The organism is Novosphingobium rosa NBRC 15208, from assembly GCF_001598555.1.
In the GTDB taxonomy this organism is placed as follows: Bacteria; Pseudomonadota; Alphaproteobacteria; order Sphingomonadales; family Sphingomonadaceae; genus Novosphingobium; species Novosphingobium rosa.
Window position 1 is genome coordinate 21513 of sequence record NZ_BCZE01000039.1, and the last position, 25579, is coordinate 47091.

At 65.2% G+C, this 25579-nt stretch carries 21 protein-coding genes; 14 read left to right on the top strand and 7 right to left on the bottom strand.

Annotated features, from left to right (window positions below; translation table 11 throughout):
- Window positions 1-4: 4 nt before the first annotated feature.
- The 3 genes from guaB to SR3_RS15590 all read left to right on the top strand — a co-directional run bounded on the left by guaB (window position 5) and on the right by SR3_RS15590 (window position 3518).
- Window positions 5-1462, top strand: a complete 1458-nt coding sequence (gene guaB, locus SR3_RS15580; RefSeq protein ID WP_068088082.1) for an IMP dehydrogenase — start codon at window positions 5-7, stop codon at window positions 1460-1462.
- Between the two features lie 263 nt (window positions 1463-1725).
- The gene (locus tag SR3_RS15585; protein ID WP_068087965.1) at window positions 1726-2904 is read left to right on the top strand and encodes an RsmB/NOP family class I SAM-dependent RNA methyltransferase; all 1179 of its coding nucleotides are present in this window, start codon (window positions 1726-1728) and stop codon (window positions 2902-2904) included.
- A 74-nt stretch (window positions 2905-2978) separates the two neighbouring features.
- Entirely contained in the window at window positions 2979-3518 is a 540-nt protein-coding gene (locus SR3_RS15590; protein WP_068087967.1) for a tetratricopeptide repeat protein, read from the top strand.
- Between the two features lie 76 nt (window positions 3519-3594).
- On the opposite strand, the gene SR3_RS15595 is transcribed toward SR3_RS15590, so the two are convergent.
- On the bottom strand, window positions 3595-4095 hold the full coding sequence (locus SR3_RS15595; protein ID WP_068087972.1) for an RNA pyrophosphohydrolase: 501 nt from the start codon (window positions 4093-4095) through the stop codon (window positions 3595-3597).
- 297 nt (window positions 4096-4392) lie between these two features.
- Between SR3_RS15595 and SR3_RS15600 the strand changes: the two genes are divergently transcribed.
- The 4 genes from SR3_RS15600 to SR3_RS15615 all read left to right on the top strand — a co-directional run bounded on the left by SR3_RS15600 (window position 4393) and on the right by SR3_RS15615 (window position 9068).
- The gene (locus SR3_RS15600; protein ID WP_068088085.1) at window positions 4393-6264 is read left to right on the top strand and encodes a 2-oxoacid:acceptor oxidoreductase subunit alpha; all 1872 of its coding nucleotides are present in this window, start codon (window positions 4393-4395) and stop codon (window positions 6262-6264) included.
- Between the two features lie 10 nt (window positions 6265-6274).
- Window positions 6275-7282, top strand: coding sequence for a 2-oxoacid:ferredoxin oxidoreductase subunit beta (locus tag SR3_RS15605; RefSeq protein WP_068087974.1), 1008 nt, complete (start codon window positions 6275-6277; stop codon window positions 7280-7282).
- A 67-nt stretch (window positions 7283-7349) separates the two neighbouring features.
- Window positions 7350-7619: a polymer-forming cytoskeletal protein gene (locus SR3_RS15610; RefSeq protein ID WP_068087977.1), complete on the top strand. Its 270-nt coding sequence runs from the start codon at window positions 7350-7352 to the stop codon at window positions 7617-7619.
- A 63-nt stretch (window positions 7620-7682) separates the two neighbouring features.
- On the top strand, window positions 7683-9068 hold the full coding sequence (locus SR3_RS15615; protein ID WP_068087980.1) for a cryptochrome/photolyase family protein: 1386 nt from the start codon (window positions 7683-7685) through the stop codon (window positions 9066-9068).
- 50 nt (window positions 9069-9118) lie between these two features.
- Here the strand turns inward: SR3_RS15615 and SR3_RS15620 are convergent, their stop codons facing one another.
- From SR3_RS15620 to SR3_RS15635, 4 genes are all read right to left on the bottom strand, one after another.
- Window positions 9119-10075, bottom strand: coding sequence for a DUF4424 domain-containing protein (locus SR3_RS15620; protein WP_169805647.1), 957 nt, complete (start codon window positions 10073-10075; stop codon window positions 9119-9121).
- A 494-nt stretch (window positions 10076-10569) separates the two neighbouring features.
- A complete protein-coding gene (locus SR3_RS15625; RefSeq protein ID WP_068087986.1) occupies window positions 10570-11289 on the bottom strand; it encodes an SDR family NAD(P)-dependent oxidoreductase in 720 nt (239 codons plus the stop codon).
- A 75-nt stretch (window positions 11290-11364) separates the two neighbouring features.
- Entirely contained in the window at window positions 11365-12858 is a 1494-nt protein-coding gene (gene purF / locus SR3_RS15630; RefSeq protein ID WP_068087989.1) for an amidophosphoribosyltransferase, read from the bottom strand.
- A 325-nt stretch (window positions 12859-13183) separates the two neighbouring features.
- Complete coding sequence (locus SR3_RS15635; protein ID WP_068087995.1) at window positions 13184-14959, bottom strand: sensor domain-containing diguanylate cyclase; 1776 nt, start codon at window positions 14957-14959, stop codon at window positions 13184-13186.
- A gap of 256 nt (window positions 14960-15215) precedes the next feature.
- Between SR3_RS15635 and SR3_RS15640 the strand changes: the two genes are divergently transcribed.
- The 6 genes from SR3_RS15640 to dnaE all read left to right on the top strand — a co-directional run bounded on the left by SR3_RS15640 (window position 15216) and on the right by dnaE (window position 22503).
- Complete coding sequence (locus SR3_RS15640) at window positions 15216-16457, top strand: lipoprotein-releasing ABC transporter permease subunit (RefSeq protein ID WP_068088087.1); 1242 nt, start codon at window positions 15216-15218, stop codon at window positions 16455-16457.
- Window positions 16450-17163, top strand: coding sequence for an ABC transporter ATP-binding protein (locus SR3_RS15645; protein WP_068087996.1), 714 nt, complete (start codon window positions 16450-16452; stop codon window positions 17161-17163). Before SR3_RS15640 ends, SR3_RS15645 begins: the two co-directional genes overlap by 8 nt.
- Window positions 17160-17759, top strand: a complete 600-nt coding sequence (locus SR3_RS15650; protein ID WP_068087998.1) for a GNAT family N-acetyltransferase — start codon at window positions 17160-17162, stop codon at window positions 17757-17759. The genes SR3_RS15645 and SR3_RS15650 overlap by 4 nt, the downstream gene beginning before the upstream one ends.
- 74 nt (window positions 17760-17833) lie before the next feature.
- Window positions 17834-18112, top strand: a complete 279-nt coding sequence (locus SR3_RS15655) for a hypothetical protein (RefSeq protein ID WP_068088001.1) — start codon at window positions 17834-17836, stop codon at window positions 18110-18112.
- Window positions 18112-18597 (top strand): glutathione peroxidase, encoded by a 486-nt coding sequence (locus SR3_RS15660; protein WP_068088003.1) that lies wholly within the window; start codon window positions 18112-18114, stop codon window positions 18595-18597. The genes SR3_RS15655 and SR3_RS15660 overlap by 1 nt, the downstream gene beginning before the upstream one ends.
- Before the next feature lie 297 nt (window positions 18598-18894).
- A complete protein-coding gene (gene dnaE, locus SR3_RS15665) occupies window positions 18895-22503 on the top strand; it encodes a DNA polymerase III subunit alpha (protein ID WP_068088005.1) in 3609 nt (1202 codons plus the stop codon).
- 274 nt (window positions 22504-22777) lie between these two features.
- On the opposite strand, the gene SR3_RS15670 is transcribed toward dnaE, so the two are convergent.
- Window positions 22778-23860, bottom strand: coding sequence for a PA0069 family radical SAM protein (locus tag SR3_RS15670; protein ID WP_068088007.1), 1083 nt, complete (start codon window positions 23858-23860; stop codon window positions 22778-22780).
- Window positions 23861-23968: 108 nt separating this feature from the next.
- Here SR3_RS15670 and SR3_RS15675 point away from each other — a divergent pair, with 108 nt between their 5' ends.
- The gene (locus tag SR3_RS15675) at window positions 23969-24838 is read left to right on the top strand and encodes an arylamine N-acetyltransferase family protein (protein WP_084455618.1); all 870 of its coding nucleotides are present in this window, start codon (window positions 23969-23971) and stop codon (window positions 24836-24838) included.
- 200 nt (window positions 24839-25038) lie between these two features.
- Here SR3_RS15675 and SR3_RS15680 read toward each other — a convergent pair whose 3' ends face one another.
- Window positions 25039-25578, bottom strand: coding sequence for a molybdenum cofactor synthesis domain-containing protein (locus SR3_RS15680; protein ID WP_068088009.1), 540 nt, complete (start codon window positions 25576-25578; stop codon window positions 25039-25041).
- Window position 25579: the final 1 nt, after the last annotated feature.

Consider the following 25579-nt stretch of genomic DNA (forward strand, 5'->3'; position numbering starts at 1 on the left):
TAGCATCGACATCGCCCTCGGCCTTACTTTCGACGACGTGCTGCTGCGTCCGGCGGAATCGGACATCGTGCCGTCCATGGCCGACACGCGCACCTTCCTTACCAAGGGCATCGCGCTCAACATTCCGGTGCTCTCCGCCGCCATGGACACCGTGACCGAGGCCGATATGGCCATCGTCATGGCGCAGCTGGGCGGCATTGGCGTGCTGCACCGCAATCTCACCATCGAGGAGCAGGCCGCCGCCGTTCGCGCCGTGAAGCGCTTCGAGAGCGGCATGGTCGTCAACCCCATCACCATCGCGCCCGACGCCACGCTGGGCGAGGCGCAGGCGCTGATGAACGCTCACAAGATCAACGGCGTCCCCGTGGTCGAGGGCAGCGGCAAGCTGGTCGGCATCCTGACCCACCGCGACGTGCGTTTTGCCGACAACATCGCCCAGCCCGTGCGCGAGCTGATGACGCATGAGAACCTCGCCACCGTGCGCGCCGGCGTCTCGCAGGAGGAAGCCCGCCGCCTGCTCCATGCCCGCCGCATCGAGAAGCTGCTGGTGGTGGACGATGCCTATAAGTGCGTCGGCCTCATCACCGTGAAGGACATCGAGAAGGCGGTGAACTACCCCAGCGCCACCAAGGATGCCGCCGGCCGCCTGCGCGTTGCCGCCGCCACGACCGTGGGCGACAAGGGCTTCGCCCGCACCGAGGCGCTGCTCGATGCCGAGTGCGACGTGGTCATCATCGACACCGCCCACGGCCATAACCGCGACGTGGCCCGCGCTGTCGAGCGCGTGAAGAAGATGAACCCCAACGCTCAGGTCATCGCCGGCAACGTCGCGACCGCCGAGGCCACCAAGGCGCTGATCGGCGCGGGTGCCGATGGCGTGAAGGTGGGCATCGGGCCGGGCTCGATCTGCACCACGCGCATCGTGGCGGGCGTGGGCGTGCCCCAGCTGACCGCCATCATGGAAAGCGCCGAGGAAGCCAGCAAGCACGGCGTGCCCGTGATCGGCGACGGCGGCCTGCGCACCAGCGGTGACGCGGCCAAGGCTCTGGCCGCTGGCGCCAGCTCGATCATGGTCGGCTCGCTGCTGGCGGGCACCGAGGAAGCGCCGGGCGAGACCTTCATCTATCAGGGCCGCGCCTATAAGGCCTATCGCGGCATGGGCTCGGTGGGCGCGATGGCGCGCGGCTCGGCCGACCGTTACTTCCAGCAGGACATCAAGGACCAGATGAAGCTGGTCCCCGAGGGCATCGAGGGTCAGGTGCCCTACAAGGGCCCCGCCAAGGATGTGGTCCACCAGCTGGTTGGCGGCGTGAAGGCGGCGATGGGCTATACGGGTTCGGCGACGATCGAGGATCTGCGCACGAAGTCGAAGTTCATCCAGATCACCAATGCGGGCCTGAAGGAAAGCCACGTTCACGACGTGACGATCACCCGCGAGGCGCCGAATTACCCGACGCGGTAAGAAGGTTTGAAGGGGTAGGTGCGAGGGGATTATCCCCTCGCGCTCCCATTATTTGTCTGCGTCGCGCATCGGGTTCGGCCTTGCTGAAGGTCGCGGCGCCGCAGGCAGGAATCTATAGGCTGCGGCGCGGTAAGGTGGCGCAGGTGGAGAGGCGGGGCGCTGCGTTGCGGAGCCACTGCCGTTTCGCCGGAAGACGTTCCGGGTGCGCGAGGGTGTAACACCCTCGCATTTTCTTTTTCTCCTTATCTGGTAACATCTTCAACATGACCCCTGCTGCCCGCGTCCAAGCCGCCATTGAGATTCTCGACGCGGTGATTGCCGCGGCGAAGGCGGGTGGCGCTCCGGCGGACAGGGTGTTCAGCGAGTGGTTTCGCACCCGCCGCTTTGCCGGATCGAAGGACCGGCGCGCGGTGCGGGATCTGGTCTACAACGCCATTCGCGCCTGCGGGCCGATCCCCGAAAGTGGGCGCGCAGCGATGTTGAAGCTGGTTCAGGCCAACGAAGCGCTGGCCAGCCTGTTCGATGGCGGGCGGCATGCGCCCGAGCCCATCGATCCGGCAGAACCTGTGGCGCAGGGCGGCGTGGCTCCGGCGTGGCTGGAGCGGGCTCTGGAAAGCAGCGGGGTTTCCGGGGAGGAGGCGCTGGCGCTGCTGGACCGGGCGCCGCTCGATGTGCGGGTCAATGCGTTGAAGGCGGAGCGCGACGGGCTGGTGCTGCCGGTGGAGGGCGAGCCTCTGCCCGCGCGCTATGGGCTGCGCTTTCCCGCCAACACGCCGGTCGAAAGCTGGGAGGCTTACGAACAGGGGCTGGTCGAGGTGCAGGATGGCGGCTCCCAGCTGACCTGCGAGGCGGTGGCGGCGCTGCCGGGCGAAACCGTGGTGGATTTGTGCGCCGGGGCGGGGGGCAAGACTCTGGCGCTGGCGGCGAGCATGGCCGGTAAAGGTCGGCTGGTGGCCTGCGATGTCGATCGCGCGCGGTTGCAGCGTCTGGCGCCGAGGGCCGAGCGCGCCGGGGCTCCGCTGATCGAGACCTTGCTGATGAACCCCAACCGTGAGGCAGAGGCGCTGGCCGATCTGGCGGGCACGGCGGATGCGGTGCTGATCGATGCGCCGTGCAGCGGCACCGGCACATGGCGGCGCAATCCCGAGGCGCGCTGGCGGCTTTCCGAAAAGGAACTGGCCCGCGTGACGGGCATTCAGAGCCGTTTGCTGGATATTGCCGCCACGCTGGTGAAGCCGGGCGGGCGGATCATTTTCGTGACCTGCTCGCTGCTGGATGCGGAAGGAGCGGATCAGGTGCAGGCTTTTCTGAAGCGCGATTCGCGCTGGCAGGCCGAAGCTTTGGATCTGGGCGCTGGCCAGCCGCACGGGGCAGGCGTCAGGATGACGCCCGCGCGCGACGGCACGGACGGATTTTTCGTCGCGCGCCTTAAACGCGTGTGATAGCATCGGGTTCCATGTCGGAGACGATGTCCATACACAGGCGTGAAAGCCCCAGTACGTTCAAGGAAAAAGTCATGCGTTATGCCCCGGTTGCGCTGGTCCTCTCGGCCCTTGCCGCTCTGACGGCCAGTGCAGGACAAAGCGCCACGCCCGAGGTGCTCGATCCGCGCGCCGCCGCGCTGGAGGCTCAGGGCAAGATGGCTCTGGCCGCTGGCGATCTGGACCGGGCGACCGACGGTTTCGAAGCCGCGCTGGCGATTTCGCCGGGCAGCGCGGTGCTGGTGATGGATCTGGCCGATGTGGCGCGCCATCAGGCGATGCCGGGCAAGGCGCTGCATTATTACCGCGCGGTGCTGGCGCGCGATCCGGCCAACCTGGATGCTCTGGCCGGTGAAGGTCAGGCGCTGGCGCAGAAGGGGGCCTTCGACAAGGCCAAGCGCAATCTGGCCCGGCTTGAGGCGATCTGCGGCGATGGCTGCCCGCCCGCGCGCAATCTGGCCTCTGCGCTGACGGCGGCGCAGGCTTCGCAGGCTCAGGCGCAGGTCACGCCGGCTGTGGCCCATGTGGTCAGCGCCGATCCGGCGGCTGGCGCGGCGAGTGTCGTGAAGAACTGATCGGGCCTGCACAGAAAACACAAAAAAGCCGGGGCAGCCATCAGGCGCCCCGGCTTTTTTCATACATCCGGCGCGATCAGATCAGCGCCTTGAACTCTTCCAGAACCGAGCGGTAGACGCGCTTCTTGAAGGGCACGATCAGGTCGGGCAGAGCCTCCGGGTTCACCCATTTCCAGTCGCAGAATTCGGCCGGATCATGGGCGTCCAGATCGATGTCATTGTCCTGCCCGGTGAAGCGGATCAGGAACCAGTGCTGGCGCTGGCCGCGGTACTTGCCCTTCCACAGCTTGCCGATCAGCTCGTCGGGCAGGTCATAGAGCAGCTCGTCGCGGGTCTGGGCCAGGATCACGCCCTGCTCCTCGCGCACGCCGGTTTCCTCGGCCAGTTCGCGCCAGACGGCGGCGCGCAGATCCTCGCCATCGTCGACGCCGCCCTGCGGCATCTGCCAGAAATCGCCTTCATGGCCACCGCTGTTCTCGCGCTGGTCGATGCGCTGGCCGACGAACACCTGACCGGCGGCGTTGACCAGCATCACCCCGACACAAGGGCGATAGGGAAGGTGGGTAAAATCATTCATGCTTTCGCTGCCTTGGGGCCCCCTGTGTGGAACCTTTGATAGTCTGGAAAACGCGGTTTTGTCTTGCTGAAAAATCGCGAAAGGCGGCCCTTAAACGGTGGATTGGCGCTTGACTAGCCAGCCTCAAGGGTTTTTGATTCGTGGGCGGTTTGGCGGCTGACAGAAAACTGGATGGCTCCGCGTTTGGCACGGGCGTGCAAGAACAGCCCGGCATGGGAAGAGGCGGATCGGCCAGAGTCAAGGCGCGGACCTCACGGGCATGGACACGCCATGCCCTGCGATGAGGGATGGATCACGATGAATGTGATTGCGCGCTCGATCGATGAAAGTTCCGAAGCCGTGCCCGAAGCCGTTGTCGTGCGTTTCGCGGGCGATTCGGGCGATGGGATGCAGATGACGGGCGGGCAGTTCACGCTTTCCACCGCGCTGTCGGGCAATGATCTGGCGACCTTCCCCGATTTTCCTGCCGAGATTCGCGCGCCGCAGGGGACGCTCTTCGGCGTCTCGGCGTTCCAGATCAACTTCGGCAGCAGCGAGATTTCCACGGCGGGCGACCAGCCCGATGTGCTGGTGGCGATGAACCCCGCCGCGCTGAAAACCAATGTGGCGCATCTCAGGCTGGGGGGGCTGATCATCGCCGATTCGGGCGAGTTCAACCGCCGCAACCTCGACAAGGCCCATTATGACGCCAATCCGCTGGAGGATGGCAGCCTTGCTCGCTGGGCCCTGCTGGCCTTTGACATCAGCGCGCTGACTCTGGAGGCGGTGAAGCCCTTCGGTCTCGGCAACAAGGAGGCGCTGCGCTGCAAGAACATGTGGACGCTGGGTCTGGCGCTCTGGATGTTCGACCGGGATCGCGCGCCGCTGATCCAGTGGCTGAAGGACAAATTCGCCAAGGCCCCCCTGCTGGCCGAGGCCAACATCGCCGCGCTGAACGCCGGGCATGCCTATGGCGAAACCGCCGAGATCGGCGGGCAGGTTCGCAAGCTGCATATCGATCCGGTGCCCTCCGCGCCGGGGCTCTATCGCACCATCACGGGCGCGGAGGCGATCAGCCTGGGGCTGGTGACGGGCGCCCAACTGGCCGATCTGCCGATGTTCTTCGGCGGCTATCCGATCACGCCTGCCTCGGCGATCCTGCACCACCTCACGAAGATGAAGGAGTTCGGCGTCACCACCTTTCAGGCCGAGGATGAGATTGCGGCCATCGCTTCGGCGTTGGGCGCGGCCTATGCCGGAGCGCTTGGGGTGACGTCGTCCTCGGGGCCGGGCATTGCGCTCAAGGGCGAGGCGATGGGGCTGGCGGTGATGACCGAACTGCCGCTGGTGGTCGTCAATTCCCAGCGCGGCGGGCCCTCCACGGGTCTCCCCACCAAGACCGAGCAGAGCGATCTCTATCAGGCGATCTATGGCCGCAATGGCGATACGCCGATGCCGGTGATCGCGGCCCGCTCGCCCGCCGATGCGTTTGAATGCGCCATCGAGGCCTGCCGCATCGCCACCCAGTTCATGACCCCGGTGATGCTGCTGACCGATGGCTATATCGCCAATGCCGCCGAGCCTTGGCAGGTGCCGGACCCGGACACTTTCAAGCCCTTCCCCGCGCAATTCCTCACGGAGGCCAACGGTGGGGACGGCAAGGTTCTGCCCTACAAGCGCGACGACAAAGGCGTGCGCCCATGGATCAGACCCGGCACCCCCGGCCTGATGCACCGGATCGGCGGCATCGAGAAGGCGGTGGATACCGGTGACCTGGATTACGCCCCCGCCACCCATCAGCTCCAGACCGATGCCCGCAAGGAGAAGGTGGACGGCATCGCCCGCCATATCCCGGCGCAGGCGGTGGATCAGGGCGGCGAGGGCGGCAGGCTGGTGATCGTCGGCTGGGGCAGCACCTATGGGCCGATCCGTCAGGCGGTGCGCCGGGCGCGGGGCCGGGGGCTGGATGTCAGCCATATCCATGTCCGCCATCTCTGGCCGCTGCCCGCCAATCTGGGCGATCTGCTGCGCGGCTATGGCAAGGTGCTGGTGCCCGAGATGAACACCGGCCAGTTCAAGACGGTGCTGCGCGATCAATATCTGGTCGATGCGCGGCCGCTCAACAAGGTGTCGGGCCAGCCCTTCACCATCGCCGAGATCGAAGCCGCCATCGATGCTGCACTGGCCTAGGGGACCGCCGATGAACCAGATGACCACCACCCTCAAGGATTGGGAATCGGATCAGGAGGTGCGCTGGTGCCCCGGTTGCGGCGACTATGCGATCCTCAAGGCCATGCAGCGGGTGCTGCCTGAACTGGGCGTCGATCCGGCCAACACCGTGTTCGTCAGCGGGATCGGGTGTTCCAGCCGGTTTCCCTATTACATGGCCTCCTATGGCTTCCACACGATCCACGGGCGCGCCCCTGCGGTGGCCACGGGGATCAAGCTGGCCAACCCTCAGCTCGATCTCTGGCTGGTGACCGGTGATGGCGATGGCATGTCGATTGGCGGCAATCACACGATGCATTTCCTGCGCCGGAACATCGATGCCCAGATCATGCTGTTCAACAACGAGATCTACGGCCTGACCAAGGGGCAATATTCGCCCACCAGCCGTCCCGGCACGCAGAGCCCGACAACACCGCTGGGATCGGTGGACCGGCCTGCTCTGCCTTGCGCCTTTGCGCTGGGGGCGGGCGCGCGGTTTGTGGCGCGGGGCTATGATACGTCGAAGGCGTTGGGAGAGGTGCTGAAGGCGGCGCATGCTCATCGCGGCGCGGCTTTTGTGGAGATCTTCCAGAACTGCATCGTCTACAACAAGGACCGTTTTGCCGATTTCACCGAGAAGGCGGTGGCGGCGGAAAAGCAGCTCTGGCTCAAGCATGGCGAGCCGATGCTGTTCAACAAGGGCACGCAGGGCATCGCTCTGGATGCGCAGAAGCTGACTCTGAAGATTGTCGATGTGGTGGAGAGTGACTGGCAGGGGGCAGGGGTGATCACCCATGATGTCACCAACCGCAGCCTTGCCCATATGCTGGTCGAGCTGCCGATGGACCTGTTCCCCGTGGCGCTGGGCGTGATCTATGACGATCCCCGCCCGACCTATGAGGATGAGATGCTGGCGCAGGATGCGCGGGCGCGCGTGGGCAAAAGCACCGATCTGCGCAAGCTGCTCGGCAAGGGTCAGACATGGCGGGTGGAGGGCTAGCACCTCTTGCGGCCATGTGTATTGGTGATATAGTTCACCATATCAATGACTCGGCAAGGACAGGCGTATGGGACCGATGATTGGCGGCAGTCACACCTTCGAAGGCAGCAGCACCTTTGATGGCATCATGAAAGGCGATGCCACCATCGCTCCGGGCGCGAGGCTGCGCTTGCAGGGCATGATCAAGGGCGATGTGACCGTCAGCGAGGGCGCCCAGCTGGAGGTCCATGGCTGGGTCAAGGGCGACCTTACCGTGCAGCAGGGCGCGCAGGTGCGCGTCCATGGCTTTGTCGGCGGCGATATCGTCAATCATGGCGGGGCTGTGGATCTGGGCTGACCGCGTAAAACCTGCCCTAAAGGGCATACTGTCATCCTCCGTTCTTGTCCCTAGCTCGAAGGGATGAGCAAACCCGTCCTCCTCTGGCTGCGCCGCGATCTGCGGCTGGCCGACCAGCCCGCCCTGCGCGCCGCCGTGGACAGCGGATCGCCGGTGATCCCGGTCTATGTGCTGGACGATGAAACCCCGCGCCACCGCAAGATGGGCGGGGCGAGCCGCTGGTGGCTGCATGGCTCGCTGGAGAGCCTGTCGCAGGATTTGCTGCAGCATGGCAGCCGCCTGATCCTGCGGCAGGGGCGCAGCGAAGACGTACTGGCGCAACTGGCGAAAGAAACCGGCGCGCAGACCGTTCACGCGCTGCATCACCACGAACCATGGTGGCTCAATGCCGAAAAGGCGGTGGTCAAGGCCGGGCTGGACCTGCAGCTGCACCACGGCAATTACCTTGCGCCTCCCGGCAGCGTGACTAGCGGCGCGGGCACCCCCTATCGCATCTACACGCCCTTCTGGCGGGCCCTGCAGCAGCATATGCCGCCCCCGCCGCCCGTCGCGAAACCCCGCCATATCCCCGCGCCCGCCCATTGGCCCAAAAGCGAGGATCTGGCCGACTGGAATCTGCTGCCCACCAAACCCGACTGGGCCGCAGGCTTCCGCGCGGAATGGACGCCCGGTGAAAAGGGCGCCCACACCCGCCTGCGCGATTTTATCGACGAGGCCCGCCACTATGGCGAGGCGCGCAACCTGCCCTCTCGGGAAGGCACCAGCCGCCTCTCGCCCCATCTGGCCTTTGGCGAGATCAGCCCGGCCCAATGCTGGCACGCGCTGGAGGATGACGAGAGCGAGGGCGCGCAGATCTTCCGCTCCGAACTGGGCTGGCGCGACTATGCGCAGAACCAGATCACCACCATGCCCGATTACGGCGCCCGCTCCGCCAACCCCGCCTTCGAGCATTTCCCCTGGCGTGACGATCTCGACGATCTCCACGCCTGGGAGCATGGCCGCACCGGCTATCCCATCGTGGACGCCGGGATGCGCCAGCTGTGGCACACCGGCTGGATGCACAACCGCGTGCGCATGATCGTCGCGAGCCTGCTCATCAAGCATCTGGGCATCGACTGGCGCGCGGGCGAATGCTGGTTCTGGGACACGCTGGTCGATGCCGATTACGCGCAGAACAGCGTCAACTGGCAGTGGTCGGCGGGCTCTGGCGTGGATGCCAACCAGTTCACCCGCATCATGGCGCCGCTGACCCAGTCGGACAAGTTCAACGCCGGGGACTATATCCGCCAATGGGTGCCCGAACTGTCGCAAGTGGAGGGCGATGAGATCCACGATCCCTCACCCCTGATCCGCCACAGGACCGGTTATCCCGACATGCTCGTCAGCCATGTCGAGGGGCGCGAGCGGGCGCTGGGGGCCTACCGGGTGATGAAGACGGCGGCAGGATAAAGGCAAGGGACAGGCGAGGGGGGCGACATGTCCCCCTCGCGCTTTCAGGCCTATCGGGTCTCGTTGCGCACGAGAAACAGGATCGAAAGATCGCGCGTCGGGCGCCAGTTGGTATGGGTCACCTCGAAGCGCGTGGGGCTGACCTTCCGCACGCCATCCGCGCAGAAGCTGACCAGATCGCCCGGCTGCTCCTTGTCCACCGTCAGCTTGAACTGACCGATCGGCGCTTTCCAGTTGCCCCCGGTGACCAGCACATAATCGATCCAGTTCTCGGTATAGACGACATGCCCCGTCTTCACCGAGCGCCGCAGCCCCGCCAGCAAGGAGGGTTCGACGCAATAACGCTTTTCGGTCTCCGGGTCTTTTTCCTGCCCCAGCATGGTCCCCGTCGTGCCGCCCACCGAGGGCTTGTAGCGATGCTCCACCACCACCGGCACCCCGGCGGGAAAGCGCTGAACCCAGTGATAGGTGGTGTGCAGCTCCCACCCCGGGCCATCGTCACTGGCGATCAGCTTCAGGCGCCCGGCCTCGGCGAGCTTCGCTTGCGAAAGCTTGCCCAAAGCGGCAGTCGCCCCGTCGCTCTGCGGCGTCAGCGGGATGCCGTGGGCGCGCAGCCAGGCGGTGCGGTCCACCCCGCCCGCAACCGCCTTCTGCTCCATCTCCATCGCCACCGGCTTGCCGTCGATCTTCGTGGTGAAGCCGAGGAAATTGTCCGAATCGCTGATCGGGATCGAGACATCGCTCTGGAAGAAATCGGGGCCGCCGATCGGCGGCAGGGGAAAGGCCACGCGGCTGGTCACATCCTTGCCGCTGGTGTTGAGGAAGGTGTAACGCACCACCACCTCGGACCGGGAAATCCGCAGATCCTCGCTGCGCATCTCGATGGCGTCGCTGCGGGTGAGGACCAGCCCTCCGGCAGCCAGCTGGGCCGAGGTGTCATTGGCGAATGCGATGCCGGGCAGGCCTGCCAGCAAACTCGCGGCGATCAGGAGTGGATGGGCTTTCATGGCGTTTGAGTAGCCGTGATTGGTGGAAAGAAGAAGGGAAGATGCGAGGGTGTTACACCCTCGCGCTCCCATAACGTCTTCCGACGAGAGGGCAGGGGCGCCGAATTGATGCGCCTTAACTCTCCACCTGCGTAACCTAAAGCACCGCAGGCATTTGTTCGTGAAGCGTCAGGATATCTGGCGATTAAAAGCCTGCGGCGCTGCAATCTTGGCTCTTTGGCCGAACCCTAAGCGCAACGCAGACATTCATGGGAGCGCGAGGGGGTAACCCTCTCGCATCTTAACTTTCCTGCTTCAACGAAAAGCAAAAAGGCGCGACCGGCATATGGGGCTGCGGAAAAGCCGGTCGCGCCAGATTGGCTGGCGTGCCTTTGCGCGCCGTGGCCGTCACGGGCGGAGGTCTCTTGAACCCTCATACCCTTCGGCAGCGGCCCACTGTGCGGGGGTGGACCGTGCGAAGCCACATTGGCCCCCCGCGGCTTGACGGGCGCTTATCAGGACGGGTTAACGTCGAAACGATATGGGCTGGGAAAATCACCTAGCAGCGCGGCGGTGATCGCATTGGCCACCACCTCGGGAGCCTTGACGGAGGCGGGATTCTCGCCCGGATAGGCTTTGGCGCGCATGGCGGTGCGGGTGGCGCCAGGGTTAACGATGGCCACGCGGATGGCGGAAATGTTTTTCATTTCCTGAGCATAGCAATCGAGCAGCACCTCCTGCGCGGCCTTGGTGGCGCCATAGGCGCTCCAATAGGCGCGGGGCGCGGTGGCGACCGAGGTGGTGAGGCCGATCACGCTGGCACGGCTGCTCTTTTTCAGCATGGGGGTGAAGCAGGTCAGCAGCGCCTGAGTCGCCAGCACATTGGTGCCGATGGCGCGGTTGAAGGCCTTGAGGTCGATATCCTGCACCGACGTCAGCTGCGGTAGCTGCGCAGCATTGATGACCAGAATGTCCAGCGCGTCCCACCGGCCAGAGATGGCCGTGGCGAGGCGGGCGATGGCATCGGGCTCGGTGAGTTCGAGCGGGGCGATGCTGGCCGAGCCGCCCGCCTGATGGATGGCATCCTCGACGCCTTCGAGCGCCTTGGTGTCGCGCCCGGTCAGGATGACATGGGCGCCCTGCGCGGCCAGCGCCTGAGCTGTGGCCGCGCCGATCCCCCGGCTGGCGCCCGTTACCAAAGCGAGTTGGCCCTCGAACGGGCGGGCGTCAGACATGCGGGATATCCTTCCAGAGTGTTTTTGCGCCGGGTGATATCACCCGGCGATCCGGAAAAGGCGACAACAAACTGTTTAGGCCGGGATTTTCACATCATCGCCCTTGCCGGCCTCGATCAGGTCGGTGAGGCGGGTGGGGTACTCGCCGGAGAAGCAGGCGTCGCAGAACTGCGGGCAGCCATTGTTGCGCTGCTGCTCACCCACGGCGCGGTAGAGGCCGTCAATGGAGACGAAGGCCAGGCTGTCGGCCTGGATGAAGTCGGTCATGGCCTGCAGGTCCATGCGGGCGGCCAGCAGCTTGTTCCGCTCGGGCGTGTCGACGCCGTAGAAGCAGCTGTGCTCGGTCGGCGGGCTGGCGATGCGCATGTGGACTTCGCTGGCGCCGGCATCGCGCATCATCTGCACGATCTTGAGCGAGGTGGTGCCGCGCACGATCGAATCGTCGATCAGCACGATGCGCTTGCCCTCGACCAGCGCGCGGTTGGCGTTGTGCTTGCGCTTCACATCGGCGTGGCGGGCGCCGTCGCCGGGCTGGATGAAGGTGCGGCCCACATAGTGGCTGCGGATGATGCCGAGTTCAAACGGGATGCCGCTTTCCTGCGCATAGCCGATGGCGGCGGGCACGCCCGAATCGGGCACGGGGATCACCAGATCGGCATTGGCCAGCGATTCCTTGGCCAGTTCCTTGCCGATTGCCTTGCGCACTTCATACACCGACTGGCCGCCCATCACCGAGTCGGGACGGCTGAAATAGACGTGCTCGAAGATGCAGGGGCGCGCGGAAGGTTTGCCGAAGGGGCGGTGCGAGATCATCTTGCCATTGTGGCTGACCTGAATCATCTCGCCCGGATCGACCTCGCGGATGAATTCGGCGCCGATCACGTCGAGCGCCACGGTCTCGCTGGCGAAGATGATGCCGTCGCCAAGGCGGCCGATCACCAGCGGGCGGATGCCCAGCGGGTCGCGGCAGGCGATCATGCCTTCGCTCGTCATGCAGATCAGCGAATAGGCGCCCTCGACCAGACGCAGCGCGTCGATGAAACGGTCGAGCAGGGTGGGGTAGCGGCTGGTGGCGACGAGGTGGATGATGACCTCGGTGTCGCTGGTCGACTGGAAGATCGAGCCCTTCTGCACCAGATCGCGCTTCAGCGTCATGGCGTTGGAAATGTTGCCGTTGTGGGCGATGGAGAAACCGCCGCCGGCCAGGTCCGCAAACAGCGGCTGGATGTTGCGCAGGCCCGAGCCGCCGGTGGTGGCGTAGCGCACATGGCCCGATGCCATCTTGCCGGGCAGTTCGGCGAACATGTCCTGATTCTTGAAGACATGCGCCACATGGCCGATGCCGCGATGCGAGAAGAACTCGTCGCCATCGAAGCTGGTGATGCCGACGGCTTCCTGACCGCGATGCTGCAGGGCATGCAGGCCGAGCGCGACCGATGCCGAAGCGCTCTTCATGCCGATCACGCCGAAGATGCCGCATTCCTCATGCAGATTGTCGTCCTCAAGATCCCAGGGGGTCGAGTCGCGATCGGACGAAGGCGAAGCAGCGGTGCGATTATGGTCGGTCATGCCGGGCGTGGGTGCCTTTTTGCGCCGGATGCCCGGCGGGAATAACAGGCCCTGTACCACAATGGGTGCATCCCTTCGGGCGGGCCCTGGGTTCGAGCGCGCCTTTACGAGATTTGTGACATTTGGCAAGGGGGCGCGCTTCTGCGCCGGGCCCGAATTGGGAAGACTGTGGGATTTTCGCAAGGGGTGGGAGTCTGTTTAGAAAATGTGCGAGGCACATTTTCGGCGGCACCGGCCCGCTCCCCCGGCCCGGCTGCCCATCGATGGTATGCTGTGGGTGGCCGGGCCGGGGGAGCGGGCCGGTGCCGCACATCCGGCTTTCAAATCACGCCGCCACCTGCAACCGCGCCCGCCCACGCGCCTTGGCGATGTAGAGCGCCTTGTCGGCCTGATCGAAGGCCACCATCGCATTGTCCCCCAGCACGGCCAGCCCCATCGAGGAGGTGACCGAGATCGCCATCTCGCCATGGCGCGTGACGGTATGGGCCAGCGTGGCGCCGATGCGCCTGCAGATCAGCTCGGCCAGCGCAATGTCGGCGCCGGGCAGCAGCAGGGCGAACTCCTCGCCGCCGATGCGGGCCAGCATGTCGCTGGCGCGCAGGCCCTGCCGCGCCACGCGGGCGAAGCTGCGCAGCACCTCGTCGCCCGCGGCATGGCCGTAACGGTCATTGACCTGCTTGAAATGGTCTAGGTCGATCACGGCGAGGGCGGCGGGGCGGTTCTGGGCGATGCAGCCCTCCATCGCCTCCATCAGCGCGCGGCGGTTGGGCAGGCCGGTCAGGGGATCGGTGAAGGCTGCCTCGGCCAGCGCGCTTTCCACGCGCTTGCGTTCGGACATGTCGCGGATCACGGTGACCACGCATTCGGCCAGGCCGCGCCGGTCGGCCACGGCGCGCATATGCGCCTCGAACCAGCGCGGGGCGCCGATCAGCGGCTGGCTTTCGAACTCCACCAGCACGGTCTCGCCCGGCGCGGCGATGGCGCGGGCATGGGCCTTCATCACGGCGCGGCGGTGCTGGGCGCAGACCAGCAACAGCGCGCGATGGCCCATCACATCGGAGGGCTGATGCTGGGTCAGCGCCAGCAGCGAGGGCGAGATGAAGCGGATGCAGCCATTGAGGCCGGTGCTCATGATCACATCGGTGGAATGATCGGCCAGCAGGCGGTAGCGCGCCTCGCTTTCGCGCAGCTCGCCAAGGCTGCGGCGCAGCTGGTTGACCAGCCCGCTGACCGGCGTGATGCAGGCCATCGTCAGCAGCAGATAGACCTGCACCGAGGTGAGCTGTACCGCCAGCGGCACATGCAGCAAGGTCAGCGGGCCATGGCCCAGCATGGCCACCATCGCCGCCGCGCTGGCCAGCAGCAGATACATGCAGCTCAGCACGATCAGGTCGATCCACAGCATGGCCGCCACCAGCACCAGCACCGGCAGAAACAGCAGCGGCCGGTCCGACAGGCCGAAGGACAGCACCGCCGTCGCCGTCATCAGCACCGGGAAGCCGAGCGACAGCGTCTTGCGCAGGCTCCACGCTGACGTGCGGGCGCGTCCGTTCTGGCGATATTGCCGCCACAGGCGCTGGATGCGCGTCAGGCAGGGCAGGAACATCATCAGCCCCAGCGCATGGCCCAGCATCCAGTCACGGGCCAGATGCCAGCTTTCGGGCGAGAACTGCTTGAGCGCCCCCCACAGGATCAACCCGCTGACGATGGGCGGGATCAGGCTGACCAGAAAGACCAGCCGCATCAGCCAGCCGATCTCGTCGCTGCGGGGGCCGGTATGGCCATGGGGCCGCAACAGACGGCGCATCAGCCCGGCGGCGATCAGCGCTTCGACCGTATCGGCGATCACCATCCAGAGGCAGGTGACCCATTTCAGCCCATGCGCGGCCAGCAGTACGCCCAGCGCCCCGACGGACAGGCCGATGGTCAGCCCCCAGACTCGCCGGTTGCGTGGCGCGATATAGGCCACCAGCACTGCCGAAGAGGGCCAGATGTAGCAGAACCCGCTGCCCAAAGGCGTCGCGGCCACGGCCAGCGCTGCCAGCAGCACATAGGCCATGGCGATGTTGATCGCCGCAATATGGGTGGGTTTGGTCGCCATGCCTCAGGAAAATTACGGGCACACCCTTAACATGCAGTAATCATGACCGTCTCGCCGGCGAAATTGCATGTAAAATTTCACCGGATTTGGAACTTTTTCCCGGCGCCGCTGATGGATTGAGGCTTCATGCCGCTGGGCTGGCGCCTGCGGGAACGATTGCCAGCGGCCCCCCGCATCCTTAAGGCATGAAGCTCCGTTGCGGCTGGCGTTGCGCCATGTCGCCCAGATGCTTGCCAACCGATCGGACCTTTTCGGCGTGATCCTCTCTACCTTCGAATGGACTGTCGCCCGGCGCTATCTGCGCCCCGGGCGCGGCGAGGCCTTTATCGCCATGGTGGCGGGCATCAGCCTGGCCGCCGTGGCGCTGGGCGTGGCCGCGCTGATCATCGTGATGAGCGTGATGAACGGCTTTCGCGCCGAGCTTTTCGACAAGATCTCCGGCCTCAACGGCCATGCGGTGATCCAGGGCTATGGCGGGCGGCTCGACAATTGGCAGGACATCGTGAAGTCCGCCAAAGCCACCCCCGGCGTGGTTTCGGCCAGCCCGCTGATCGAGCAGCCCTTGCTGGGCAGCTTCAACGGGCGCGTCTCGGCCATGGTGGTGCGCGGGCAGACCGATGAGGATATCGCCCATCTCACCGCCAAGGTGGTGGCGGGCAACATCAAGGATCTGCGGCCTGACAGCGGCAATGTCGCCATCGGCAAGCAGCTGGCCGAGGATCTGGGCGCTCAGGTGGGCGATTCGATCACCATCATCAATCCGGCGGGGCGCTCCACGCCTTTCGGCACGGTGCCGCGTCAGGTCAGCTACACGGTGGCCGCGATCTTCGAGATCGGCGTCTATGATTTCGACAAGGCCTTCGTCATCATGCCGATGCATGACGCCCAGACCCTGCTGCTGATGGGCGACGCCATCGGCGGGGTCGAGGTGAAGGTGGACGATCCGGATCGCGTGACCGAAATCCTCGCGCCGCTTTCCGCCAAATGGGAGGGCCATGCCGCGGTCAGCGACTGGAAGGCCATCAATGGCGCGCTGTTTCAGGCGCTGGCGGTGGAGCAGGTGGTGATGTTCGTGGTCTGCTCGCTGATCGTGCTGGTGGCGGCTTTCAACATCCTCTCCAGCCTCATCATGCTGGTGCGCGCCAAGACGCGTGACATCGCCATCATGCGCACCATGGGCGCCAGCCGCACCAGTGTGATGAAGATCTTCATGACCGTGGGCTGCACCATCGGCGGGCTGGGCACGGGTCTGGGCTGCCTGCTGGCGGTGCTGTTCCTCACCTTCCGCCAGAATGTGGTGAATCTGATCCAGATGATCACCGGCCAGAATCTGTGGGATCCGAAAATCCGCGTCCTGACCGAGCTGCCCGCCAAGGCCTCGCCTTTCGAGATCGGCGCGATCATCGTTCTGGCGCTGGGCCTGTCCTTCGCCTTCACCCTGTTTCCCGCGCTGAAGGCGGCGAGCACGGACCCTGTTCAGGTGCTGCGTTATGAGTGATGTCGCCCATTCTTCTGTTGTTCGTCTCACCGGCCTGACCCGCAACTTCACGCAAGGCGGCGTAACGATCGAGGTGCTGCGCGGCGTGGACCTGTCCATCACCTCGGGGCAGATCGTGGCGCTGCTGGGGCCTTCGGGCTCGGGCAAGTCGACCATGCTTCAGGCGGTCGGCCTGCTGGAGGGCGGCTTTGGCGGCAGGATCGAGATCGCGGGCAAGGATGCCAGCGCGATGGATGGCGATGCGCGCACTGTGCTGCGCCGCGATCATCTGGGCTTCGTCTATCAGTTCCACCATCTGCTGCCCGATTTCTCGGCGCTGGAGAATGTGGTGCTGCCCCAGCTGGTCTCGGGCAAGGGCCGGGAAGAGGCCGAAACCCGCGCCAGCGACTTGCTGAGCGCCTTGGGCCTTGGCGCAAGGCTCGATCACCGCCCCAGCCAGCTTTCGGGCGGTGAGCAGCAGCGCGTGGCGGTGGCCCGCGCTCTGGCCAATGCTCCGGCGCTGGTGCTGGCCGACGAGCCCACCGGCAACCTCGACGAAGCCACCAGCGACCGCGTGCTTGAGGAATTCCTCAAGCTGGTGCGCGGCAGCGGCGCGGCGGCGCTGATCGCCACCCACAACGAGCGCCTCGCGGCAAAAATGGACCGCGTGGTGCGGCTGGTCGAGGGTCATCTGGTGGAGCAGCCTCCCAGGGAAGCGCATCTGTGAGCTGGCCCGCCATCCCCACGCTGAGCGGCAGGCATGTCACCCTGCGCCCGCTGGTCCGCGCCGACCGCGAGGCGCTGCTGGCCGCCTTCGCGCAGGGCTTCGAGCTGACGATGGCCACCATGGCCCCGGGGCCCGAGACCATCGATGGCTGGCTGAACCAGATCGAGGCGGACACCGGTCACAACCGTGCCCAGGTCTTCACCGTGCTGGACGCCGCCGGGCAGGTGGTGGGCACCACACGCTACATGCGGATGAACGAGAAGCATCGCCGCGTGGAAATCGGCGGTACGCTCTATGCGCCCAGCGTGCGCCGTACTGGCCTGAACACGCAGGCCAAGCGCCTGCTGCTGGGCCATGCGTTCGAAACGCTGGAAGTCGGCTGCGTGCAGATTCGCACAGATGTCTTCAACCTTGCCAGCCGCCGCGCCATCGAGCGGATCGGCGCGCGTCTGGACGGCATTTTGCGCGGCCATATGGTGGTTGGTGACGGCGAGGGCGGCACCCGCCTGCGCGATACTGCCGTCTATTCGATTCTGGTCAGCGAATGGAAAGCTATAAAGCGCCATCTTGATGGGCTGATCGCCGCGTACGACTAAAGCAGCGCTCTTGCCAAGTGGGTGGTGACACGCCACATCGCATATAAAGAACATACGAACAGAAGGATCATGCCATGTCCCAGCCCAGCACCTTTCGCGGCGAATCGCAGCTCCCCCACGGCATCGAGTGGGATCAGGACGCCACGCTGCACCACGCTGGCGACGCGGGCGTTCTGGCCGAGCTGAAGGTGCTGCGCCACGGCAACCTTGCTGACCTCATCCGCTACATCGCCCTGCTGCCCGCCGCTCAGCGCGATCAGTATGAGATCGAGCGCACCGGCCATCATCGCATCAAGTCGGAAGAGGCCATGGAACTCTACAACCACCCCGGCTTCCCCCACGCCGACGCCTGATGGCGCCGCAACGCCTCAGTGATTTCTCCGCGCGCCTGCCCGACGGGCGCGCGGTGCCGCTGGCCGAAAAGGCGGGCAAGGTGGTGCTGATCGTCAACACCGCCAGCCAATGCGGCTTCACGCCCCAATATGCCGGGCTGGAACAGCTGTGGCAGGATTACGGCAAGCGCGGCTTCGAGGTGCTGGCCTTTCCCTGCAACCAGTTCGGCAAGCAGGAGCCGGGCAGCGCGGAGGACATCGCGCAGTTCTGTCAGGTAAACTTCGGCCTGTCGTTTCCGCTGATGGACAAGGTTGAGGTGAACGGCCCGGGCGCGCCGCCTTTGTGGCAGTGGCTGACCTCCACCGCGCGCGGGATTTTCGGGACGCGGAAGGTGAAGTGGAATTTCACGAAGTTTCTGGTGGATCGTGAGGGAAGGGTGGTGCGCCGCTTTGGACCTCGGGTGAAGCCGGAGGCTTTGAAAGCGGCGATTGAAGAGCTGCTTTAAGGGTTTAAAGGGAAGATACGAGGGTGTTAAATCCTCGCGCTCCCATCACTGTTTGCGTTGCGCATCGGGTTCGGCCCAGGCGCTTCGGACGCCGCGCCGCAGGTGGATCGTCTGGGCGCAAGGCTCGGGGAGCCACCGCGCTATCGCCGGAAGACGTCTTGGGAGCGCGAGGGGATAATCCCCTCGCACTTATCCTTCTCTTCTCCCCTCCTAATCCCCATCTTATCCCCAACCTTCCCCACACCCCGCATGGCGCCCTGATTGATCCCTCCGCCCACGCCGCCATAGGCTGAAACCATGGCGTCTTATTCCCCCTTCGTGCCCTTGCGCATCTACTCCAGCTTTACGATGCTGGATGGCGCGATCGATCCCAAGGCGATTGCCAAGCTGGCGAAGACGCGTGGTTTCCCCGCCATTGCGATCACCGACAAGAACGGGCTCTACGCGGCCCCGGCGTTCTCCAGCGCCTGCAAGGATGCGGGCATCCAGCCGATCGTCGGCACCGCGCTGGCCATCGCCCGGCCCGAGGGGCGCAATGTCTCCGGCGCGTTCGGCCCTGCCGCGCCCACGCTCGACTGGCTGGTGCTGCTGGCGCAGAACGAGGCGGGGTGGCTGAACCTGTGCCATTTGGTCAGCCAGGCGCATCTGGAGCGCCCGCTGGAGTATGAACCGCATGTGCCTTTGGCGGCGATGGAGGGCCACACGGAGGGCCTGATCTGCCTCACCGGTGCAGGCGATGGCGCCGTCACCCGCCTGATCGCCGAGGGCCAGCATGGCGCGGCGGAGCGTTATCTGGACGCCCTTCAGGTCTATTTCCCCGAGCGCCTCTACATCGAGATCGCCCGGCGCGGGAATGAGGCCGAGGATGGCGCCGAGGATGCGGTGGTCGATCTGGCCTATGCCCGCGATCTGCCGTTGATCGCCACCAACCCGGCGCATTTCGCCGATCCGGGCGGTTTCGCCGCGCATGATTCCATGCTCTGCATCGCCAATTCCACCCATGTCGATGCGGTGGATCGCCCGCGTTCCAGCAAGGAGGCCTGGGTCAAGCCTGCCCCCGTGATGGAGCATGCCTTTGCCGATCTGCCCGAGGCGGTGGCCAACACTTTGGTGGTGGCGCAGCGCTGCGCCTATATCCCTCCCAAGCGCAAGCCTCTGCTGCCGTCGCTGGCGGGCGACAAGGAAGGCGAGGCGCGGATGATGGTCGATCTGTCGCGCGCCGGTCTGGCCAAGCGTTTGGCGCCTTACTGGCCGGGCGTGGATGAGCCGACGCTCGATGCCGCTCTCGCCAAGCAGGGCGAGGAGCGCGTGGCGGCTTACGAAGCCTTGCGCCCGCTGGGCGTGGAGGAAAGCTTCTTTGAGTATGCCGACCGCCTCGATTTCGAGACGGGCATCATCAACCGCATGGGCTTTGCCGGCTACTTCCTGATCGTGGCCGACTTTATCCAGTGGGGCAAACAGAACGACATTCCGGTGGGGCCGGGGCGTGGTTCGGGCGCCGGTTCGCTGGTGGCCTGGGCGCTGACCATCACCGACCTCGATCCTCTGAAACTGGGCCTGCTGTTCGAACGCTTCCTGAACCCCGAACGCGTCTCCATGCCCGATTTCGACATCGACTTCTGCGAAACCCGTCGCGGCGAGGTGATCCGCTACGTGCAGGCCAAATATGGCGCGGACCATGTGGCGCAGATCATCACCTTCGGTAAGCTGAAGGCCCGCGCCGTGCTGCGCGATACGGGCCGCATCCTGCAGATGAGCTATGGTCAGGTCGACCGCCTGACCAAGATGGTGCCCAACCATCCCACCGATCCCTGGACGCTGGAACGCGCGCTCAACGGCGTGCCCGAACTGCACCGCGAATACACCAACGACCCCGAGGTGAAGCGGCTGGTCGATCTGGCGATGCAGCTGGAGGGTATGCCGCGCAACTCCTCCACTCACGCGGCGGGCGTGGTGATTGGCGACAGGCCACTGGCGCAGCTGGTGCCGCTGTACCGCGATCCGCGTTCCGACATGCCGGTGACCCAGTTCGACATGAAATATGTCGAGGACACGGGCCTCATCAAATTCGACTTTCTGGGCCTGAAGACGCTGTCTGTGCTGCGCAAGGCGGTGGATCTGCTGGGCAAGCGCGGGATCACCATCGATCTGGGCGCGCTGGCCTGGGACGATGCGGATGTTTACACGCTGCTCCAGCGGGGTGACACGGTCGGCGTGTTCCAGCTCGAATCCGAAGGCATGCGGCGCACGCTGGCGGCGGTGAAGCCCACCAATTTCGGCGACATCATCGCGCTCGTCTCGCTGTACCGCCCGGGCCCGATGGACAACATTCCGCTGTTCGGCCGCCGCAAGAATGGGCTGGAGAGCATCGAATATCCGCATGAGAAGCTCAGCGTCATTCTCGCCGAAACCTATGGCATTTTCGTCTATCAGGAACAGGTGATGCAGGCCGCGCAGATCCTTGCCGGTTACTCGCTGGGCGACGCTGACTTGCTGCGCCGTGCAATGGGCAAGAAGGTGCAGGCGGAAATGGACGCCCAGCGCCTGCGCTTCGTGGAAGGCTGCAAGGCCAATTCGGACATTCCGGCGGCCAAGGCCAACGAACTGTTCGACTTGATCGACAAATTCGCAGGGTATGGCTTCAACAAATCGCACGCCGCCGCCTATGCTCTGCTGGCCTATCAAACGGCGTGGTTCAAGGCGCATTACCCCCACGAATTCTACGCCGCGGCCATGTGCTTCGATATGCATCAGTCTGAAAAGCTGGCGATTTTTGTGGACGATATGCGCCGCAACGGCTTCGCCATCGCCGGGCCCTGCATGAACCACTCCGAAGCCGAATTCACCGTCGAGGAAACCAGCGACGGCTATGCGGTGCGTTACGCCTTGGCCGGCATCCGCAACGTGGGCGAAAAGGCCATGGAGCAGGTGGTGGCCGAGCGCGAGGCGAACGGCCTGTTCAAGGATCTGGAAGACCTGTTCACCCGCGTGCCCTATGGCTCCTTGAACCGCCGTGCTCTCGAAGGCCTCGCCAGCAGCGGTGCCTTCGATATGCTGGAGCCCAACCGCGCCAAGGTCATGGCCAATGCCGACATGCTGCTGGCTTGCGCGGACGAAGCCGAGCGCACCCGCACATCGGGCCAAGGTGGGTTGTTCGGCAGCGATGGCGACACCGCCGCGCTGCGCCTCATCGAAACCCCCGCCTGGAGCCGCATGGATCAGATGGGCAAGGAGCGTGAGAACTTCGGCTTCTATTTCGCCGCGCACCCCGTGGCGCAATGGCATGCCATCGCCTCGGCCAATGGCGCGCGCAGCTATGGCGCGCTGATGTCGCAGGGCTCGCCTGCCGGAGGCCGCGCCAATGCCGTGATGGCCTGCATGGTCGAGAGCGTTCAGAAGCGCAAAACCAAGCGCGGCAAGGACTTTATCATGGCGGAGTTTTCGGACTCTTCCGGCCAGTTCTCGGCCTCCTGCTTCGAGGAATCGCTGGTCGAGCCCTTCCTGAACTGGGCCAAGGAAAGCACCTGCATCCTGCTGACCGTGGAACTCGACAGCCCCAGCCCGGAAGAGCCCCCCCGCGTCACCATCCGCGGCGGCCAGCCTTTGAGCGAGGTGCGCAATGCCGCGCGCATGATGCTGAAGATCGAGGTGTCGCAGCCCGAGGCCTTCGTGCAACTGGCGACGATCTTGCCGCGCGTGGGCGCTGGCGAAGGGTCTGGCGCGAGCGCCAGGGGCGAGGTGGTCGCAACGCTGAAGACCGGCGATCCGGTGCAGCCGCAGTTGCGCCTGGGTCAGGATTTCGCGCTGGACGGCGATCTGGTCGAGGTGATCGCGGCAATCGAGGGTGTGACGGTGCTGTCGTTTGCGCCTCAGCGGGGGCGGGCGCAGTTGCGGTTGGTCGCCTAAGGAAAGCTTGAAGGAAGAGACGTGCGAGGGGTTCCCCCCTCGCGCTCCCATAACGTCTTCCGACGCAAGGGCAGTCGTCCCCAATCATCGCGCTCAGCCTATCCACCTGCACAAGACAAAGCGCCGCAGGCGGTCATGCCCAACCTTCAGCGCTGTCTGTGGAGTTTTCATGCCTGCGGCGCGGCAATCTGGGCGCCTTGGCCGAACCCGATGCGCAACGAAGACATTAAAGGGAGCGCGAGGGTTATGACCCTCGCATGTCTCGTTTAAACCTTTAAAACAACCGCATCTGCCCATCCCTTTCCGGCGCCACGAACTGGGAGCAATCCAGTTCAATCCGCCCCCGCTCCATCCCCAGCCGCGCCATCGCCTTGCGAAACCGCGCTCGCGTCAGATCCGGCCACACGCCTTGCGGCTTCATGCGGCTATGGAAGTTCGGATCATTATCGCGCCCACCCCGGATCTGGTTGATGATCGACATGACCTTGGCGGCGCGCTCGGGGAAGTGCGCGTCCAGCCACTCGCGGAACAAGGGCGCGACTTCATGAGGCAGGCGCAGCATAATCCAGTTGGCGCTGCGCACGCCGCGCTCTGCGGCCTGTTCGAGGATACGCTCGATCCAGTCATCGGTGATGGCGGGGATCACGGGTGAGACGTTGATATGCGCGGGAACGCCTGCCTCCACCAGCGCGCCCAATGCGGCCAGCCGCTTCATCGGCGTTGCAGCGCGCGGCTCCAGCTTGCGTGAGAGGGCAGCATCGAGGCTGGTGACCGAAATCGCCACAGCGGTCAGCTTGCGCGCGGCGAGTTCGCGCAGCAGGTCCAGATCGTCCAGCACCCGGTCGGATTTGGTGGTGATGGTGACGGGGTGGCGCACCTCAAGACACAGTTCGAGGATCTGGCGCGTCAGGCGGTAGCGTTTCTCGATGGGCTGGTAGGGATCGGTGTTGGTGCCCATGGCGATGGGGGCGGGGCGGTAGCCGCGCGCGGCCAGCGTGCGGCGCAGCAGCCTGGCGGCCTGCGGTTTCACAAAGAGCTTCGTCTCGAAATCTAGCCCCGGCGAGAGGTCGAGATAGGCGTGGGTGGGCCGGGCAAAGCAATAGATGCAGCCATGCTCGCAACCACGATAGGCATTGATCGAGCGATCAAAGGGCACATCGGGCGACTGGTTGAACGACAGGATCGTGCGCGCGGCCTCCTCGGTGACCGTGGTGGGCAGGCGCGGCAGCTCCTCCTCCAGCGCAACGCGGGTGTCCAGCCAGTCGCGGTCCACCTCGCGCTCGGGCAGGGCGAAACGCGTGCTGGTCGCGCCCGAAACGGCGCCACGTCCGCGCGGAGCAGGAGGGGAAACGGCCATGGGCTCAATGTGAACAAAGAAAGAACAAATGTCAAGCTGCCCTACATTGACAGGCGCCGGCAGCAGGCGGATAGAGCCGGGAACACGCTGGCGCAGGACAGGAATCTTATGGAAAATCAGGCCATGCTCGATGCCTATCTCACCCGCATTGGCGTGACCGAAAAGCCCATGCCCGATGCCGCCGGTCTGGAGGTTCTGCAGCGCGCCCACCGCCTGTCGATCGGCTTCGAGAATCTCGATGTGATGCTGGGCCGCGCGATCCGCATCGACCTGCCCAGCATTGCCGACAAGCTGATCGCGCGCCGCCGGGGCGGCTATTGCTTCGAGCACAATGCCCTGCTGGGTGCGATGCTGACCGCGCTGGGTTTTGCCGATCGCCCGCTGCTGGGTCGCGTCTGGCTGGGCGGCGACTGGCCCGCCGAGCCCGCTGCCATCCCGCCCCAGACCCATACCTTCCGCCTCACCGCCATCGCGGGAGCGCCGTGGATCGCCGATGCCGGTTTCGGTGGTTCCTATGTACCACCGCTGCCCCTCGCCGATGGCGCTCAGGCGGCCACGCCGGATGGTGCGCTCCATCGCCTGCGCCGGGTCGGGGCCGATGGGGCGGCAGAGGGCGAATGGCTGCTGGAGCGCGCCGGGCCCGCCGGTACCACCGATGGCCGGGCGCATGCTCACGATGCCTTTCAGCCGCAATACAGCTTTTCGCTGGCGCAGGTGGCGCCGGTCGATCTGGAGCTTTCCAATCACTGGACCTTCACCCGCGCTGGCACGCGTTTCACCAGTGCCTGTCTTGCTTCCATCGTATTGCCCGATGGGTTTGCCTCACTGAGTGGGCGGCGGTTGAACGTGCATCAGGGCGGGGTGGGGGAGGTTCGCGAGATCGGCACTGCCGCGGTGTGGCGGGAGGTGCTGGGGGATCTGTTCAGGATTGATCTGGGGCTGGAAGAGGCTGAAAGGCTTTTTGATTTAGGGGTTTAGGAAAAGAAAATGCGAGGGGGGTATCCCCCTCGCGCTCCCAGAACGTCTTCCGACGACAGGGCAGTGGCGCCGAAGCAAAGCGCCCAGCCTCTCCGACTGCGTAAACTGGAGCGCCGCAGGCAGGTCATGGTCGATAGGCTGCGCTGACGTTTTTAAAGCCTGCGGCGCAGCAAATCGGGCGCCCTCGCATTTCCTCTGCTTCAAACTTCCTTCAACCGGGGCATCAGCTCGACAAAGTTGCAGGGCCGGTTCCGGCTGTCGAGTTGCTCGTCCAGGATGCGATCCCAGCCGTCTTTCACGGCGCCGTTCGATCCGGGCAGGGCGAAGATATAGGTTCCCTCCGCCACCACGGCCATCGCGCGCGACTGCACGGTGGAGGTGCCGATGGTGGTGTAGCTGATCCAGCGGAACAGCTCGCCGAAGCCGGGGATGTCCTTGCCCGCAAAGGTGGCGATCACATGAGCCAAGGCCTCGGGCGTCACGTCGCGCCCGGTCAGGCCGGTGCCGCCGGTGGAGATCACGCAATCGACATCGGGGTCACGCACCAGATCCGCCAGCGTCCCCGCCAGCAGGATCGCATCCTCGCGCAGGATCGCGCGCGAGACCAGCTTGTGGCCCTTGCCCGTGATCCGCTCGGCAAGGATATCGCCTGAGGTGTCATTCTCCGCCGTGCGCGTGTCCGACATGGTCAGCAGGGCGATGTTGATTGGCTTGAAGGCTCGCGTCTCGTCGATGGCCACC